Source organism: Streptomyces olivochromogenes (assembly GCF_021538895.1).
GTDB lineage: Bacteria > Actinomycetota > Actinomycetes > Streptomycetales > Streptomycetaceae > Streptomyces > Streptomyces olivochromogenes_A.
This window is the reverse complement of sequence record NZ_JADDRL010000245.1, coordinates 1-3,695: the sequence shown is the minus strand read 5'-3', so window position 1 is coordinate 3,695 and position 3,695 is coordinate 1. Positions and strand designations below refer to the sequence as shown.

Sequence of the window (3,695 nt, the reverse complement as noted above, 5' to 3'; positions counted from 1 at the left end):
CCCGCGACCACCCCCGCGTCGCGCTCACCTTCCACGGCCAGGGCGACCCCGCGCTGGCCCGCACCCTGCTCACCGAGGCCGAACGGCACGGCGCCCGGGTCACCGTGCTCGCCGTGGGCAGCTGGCTCGACGAACACCCGCAGATGGCCCGCCGGATCCTCGACGGCGGCCACGACCTGGGCAACCACACTCAGCGGCACGTGGCCGTCAACGCCCTGTCCGAGGACGGCGCCCGCGCCGAGATCGCGGCCTGCGCGGACCGGCTGAAGCGGCTCACCGGCTCGATCGGCACCTGGTTCCGCCCCTCACGTGCCCCGACGGCCACCCCGCTCGTTGCCCGGCTGGCCCGCGCCGCGGGCTACCCGCACGTGCTGTCGTACGACGTCGACTCGCTCGATTACACCCGGCCCGGCGCCGACGCCGTCACCCGAACGGTCCTGGCCGAGGTAAGGAACGGATCCGTCGTGAGCCTGCACTTCGGTTACCCGGACACGGTCGCCGCCCTCCCCGCCGTACTGGACGAACTCGACCGGCGCGGACTGCGCGCGGTCACCACCACGGAGCTGCTGAGCTGATGCAACCCACCCACGCCGCCCGCGTCCTGGCCGCCGGCGCCGCCCTCGCCGCCCTGACCCTGCTGTCCGCCTGCGACAGCGGCTCCGAGCCCCGCGCGACCGAGACGTTGGCCAGTGCCGCGCCGGTCAAGACGCAGCAGAAGCAGGTCCCGCGGGTCGACGGCCTGCCCGGCATGCCGCCCGTGCTCGACCCGAAGGACGTCTACGCCGCCGACCGCCCGGGCAATCTCTCGCCGGTGGTCAAGGACTTCCCGTCCCGGATCTACGTCCCGAACACCAACTCCGACACCGTCACCGTCATCGACCCGGCGACGTACCGGGTCATCAAGACGATCCCGGTCGGCCGGCAGCCCCAGCACGTCGTGCCCTCCTGGGACCTGAAGACCCTGTGGGTGAACAACGACAGGGGCAACACCCTCACCCCGATCGACCCGAGGACGGGCCGGGTGGGCAAGCCGGTCGACGTGCACGACCCGTACAACCTCTACTTCACGCCCGACGGCAAGTACGCCGTCGTCATGGCGTCCCTCGACCGTCAGCTCGTCTTCCGCGACGCGCACACCATGAAGCGCGTGAAGACCGTCCCGGTCAGCTGCTACGGCGTCAACCACGCCGACTTCTCGCTCGACGGCCGCTACTTCATCGTCTCCTGCGAGTTCAGCGGCGAGCTCCTGAAGGTCGACACCGAGCGGATGAAGGTCGTCAGACAGGAGAAGCTGCCCTTCCACGGCGCCATGCCGCAGGACGTCAAGGTCTCGCCCGACGGGAAGCGGTTCTACATCGCCGACATGATGGCCCACGGCGTGTGGATCCTGGACGGCGACAAGTTCGACCGGCCCCACTTCCTGGCCACCGGCAAGGGCTGCCACGGGCTGTACGTCAGTCGGGACTCGCGCGAGATGTACATCTCCAACCGGGGCGAGGGCACGATCTCCATCTTCGACTTCGCGCGCAACCGGCTGACGAAGAAGTGGCACCTGCCCGGCGGCGGCAGCCCCGACATGGGCGGCGTCTCGGCGGACGGCAAGGTCCTGTGGCTGTCCGGCCGCTACAACTCCGAGGTGTACGCCATCGACACCGGCACCGGCACCCAGCTGGCCCGCATCAAGGTGGGCAGCGGCCCGCACGGCCTCGCCGTCTACCCGCAGCCGGGCCGCTACTCACTGGGCCACACCGGCATCTTCCGCTGACGGCCGCTCGGCCTCGGGCGTCGCGAGCAGCGCCTCCGCTCCGACCGGTACGTAGCCCGCCGCCTGGAACGCCCGCAGGCTGCGGGCGTTCCCCGGGGCGATCTGGGCCCACAGGGGTTCGTCCGCGAGGTGCCGGGCGGCCGTCACCAGGCGCCGCCCCAGCCCCTGCTGCCGTACGTCCTCGTCCACCTCGACCGAGACCTCCAGCCGCCCGGCCACCCCGCGGCCCAGCGCCAGCACGCCGCCCTCCGCCGCCCAGGCGCGCACCCCGTCGCGCCGCCTCCTGGCACAGGCGACCCGGGAATGGCCGGGGTCGGTGATCTCCTCCAGCGCGAGCGGCGGTTCGCCCGGCAGTGGGGCGCCGACCAGGAGGGCGTCGATCGTGTCGGTCGTCCGTCCCGTGCGGTCCATGAAGGCCGCCAGGAACCGCGCGTTCATCGTCGCCGCGAGTGCGTCGCAGCGCAGCGAGCGCAGTGTCTGCCGCACCCACCGCGGGTCCTCGTCCGTGAACACCACCGAGTGCGCGGTGAAGGCGATGACACCGGCGTCGCGGGGGGAGTGCTGGGGAACCACCGTCGCCTTGCCGTCCGGCGGCGGGAAGACGCCCCGCGCCGCCGCGTCGAGAATGTTCCGCAGGCTCTGAACCACGGCCACGCACCCCGCTCCTCGAGTCTCCACCCACGACAAGGCCCAGACTCCCAGACGGGCGCCCGAGGCCGAGGAGCGGTTCGGCCGGGTGGTCGCTGCGCTCCCGGCTCGGGCGGGCGGCTACTCTGACCAGCGGCAGTAGGCCAGTATCACCCGAACAACGTGACAAAAAGGGGCGGATCGGTGGCGGACATCGAGGAAGCACGCAAGCAGTTCCAGCGGATCGATGCGGACGGCGACGGTTTCATCACCGCTGCCGAGTTCAAGTCCGCCCTTGCTCAGGAGGGCGACTGGAACGTCACCGAGACGGTGGCGGCGGCCATCATCAAGACCCGCGACCTCAACGGCGACAAGGTGCTGTCGTTCGACGAGTTCTGGGCGTACCTGAACAAGTGACGTGACGTGACGTGAACGGAAAGGGGGGTACCCGGACGGGTGCCCCCCTTCGCCGTGCCCGTCGGCGGAATAGTCACCGGCCCTCCGGGGTTGCCGTCGCGAGAGAAAACATGCGTGTACATGAATCGCAGCGATCGCACACCACTCCCGGAGGGTCCGGCATGAAGATCGGCATCATCGGCGCGGGGAACATCGGCGGCAACCTGACCCGGCGGCTCAGGGAACTGGGCCACGACGTCTCCGTGGCCAACTCGCGCGGGCCGCACACCCTCACCGGGCTGGCCGCGGAGACGGGCGCGACGCCCGTCCCGGTCGAGGAGGCGGCGCGCGGCGCGGAGGTCGTCGTGGTGGCCGTCCCGCTCAAGGCGGTCCCGAACCTTCCCGCCGGTCTGCTGGACGGCGCGGCCGAGGGCGTCGCCGTGATCGACACCGGAAACTACTACCCCCAGCAGCGGGACGGACGGATCGCGGGGATCGAGGACGAGGGGCTCACCGAGAGCCGCTGGACCGAGCGGCACATCGGCCACGCGGTGATCAAGGCGTTCAACGGGACCTACGCCCAGGACCTCCTGGACCGCCCCCGCCCGGCCGGCGCACCCGACCGGATGGCCCTTCCGGTGGCCGGCGACGACGCGGCGGCGAAGCGGGTCGTACGCGACCTGATCGACGAACTCGGCTTCGACACGGTCGACGCGGGCGGCATCGACGACTCCTGGCGCCAGCAGCCGGGCACACCGGTGTACGGCCTGCAGGCGGGCACCGCCGCCGTCACCAAGGCCCTGGCGGAGGCGTCGCCGGAGCGGACGGCGGACTTCACGGCGTAGGGCTCCGCCGACTGCGGCCCGGCGCCCTGGAGCCGGTTCCGCCCCGCACCCCGGAGTCCGAT

The 3,695-nt window shown here is 71.7% G+C and carries 5 protein-coding genes; 4 read left to right on the top strand and 1 reads right to left on the bottom strand.

Annotated features, from left to right (window positions below):
• Together IPZ69_RS46550 and IPZ69_RS46545 are read left to right on the top strand one after the other, a co-directional pair.
• The coding region (locus tag IPZ69_RS46550) for a polysaccharide deacetylase family protein (protein ID WP_235460983.1) at nt 1-575 on the top strand (575 nt) is incomplete at its 5' end.
• Complete coding sequence (locus IPZ69_RS46545; RefSeq protein WP_235460982.1) at nt 575-1,765, top strand: YVTN family beta-propeller repeat protein; 1,191 nt, start codon at nt 575-577, stop codon at nt 1,763-1,765. The genes IPZ69_RS46550 and IPZ69_RS46545, both read left to right, overlap by 1 nt.
• On the opposite strand, the gene IPZ69_RS46540 is transcribed toward IPZ69_RS46545, so the two are convergent.
• On the bottom strand, nt 1,736-2,413 hold the full coding sequence (locus IPZ69_RS46540) for a GNAT family N-acetyltransferase (RefSeq protein WP_235460984.1): 678 nt from the start codon (nt 2,411-2,413) through the stop codon (nt 1,736-1,738). The genes IPZ69_RS46545 and IPZ69_RS46540 overlap by 30 nt on opposite strands.
• A 183-nt stretch (nt 2,414-2,596) precedes the next feature.
• Here IPZ69_RS46540 and IPZ69_RS46535 point away from each other — a divergent pair, with 183 nt between their 5' ends.
• On the top strand, nt 2,597-2,809 hold the full coding sequence (locus tag IPZ69_RS46535) for an EF-hand domain-containing protein (protein ID WP_031172885.1): 213 nt from the start codon (nt 2,597-2,599) through the stop codon (nt 2,807-2,809).
• Between the two features lie 110 nt (nt 2,810-2,919).
• Complete coding sequence (locus IPZ69_RS46530; RefSeq protein WP_268835900.1) at nt 2,920-3,633, top strand: NADPH-dependent F420 reductase; 714 nt, start codon at nt 2,920-2,922, stop codon at nt 3,631-3,633.
• Nucleotides 3,634-3,695: the final 62 nt, after the last annotated feature.

Coding starts and splice junctions, on each gene's coding strand:
- IPZ69_RS46530 (WP_268835900.1), top strand. CDS start 2,920: ATGCGTGTACATGAATCGCAGCGATCGCACACCACTCCCGGAGGGTCC.
- IPZ69_RS46545 (WP_235460982.1), top strand. CDS start 575: ATGCAACCCACCCACGCCGCCCGCGTCCTGGCCGCCGGCGCCGCCCTC.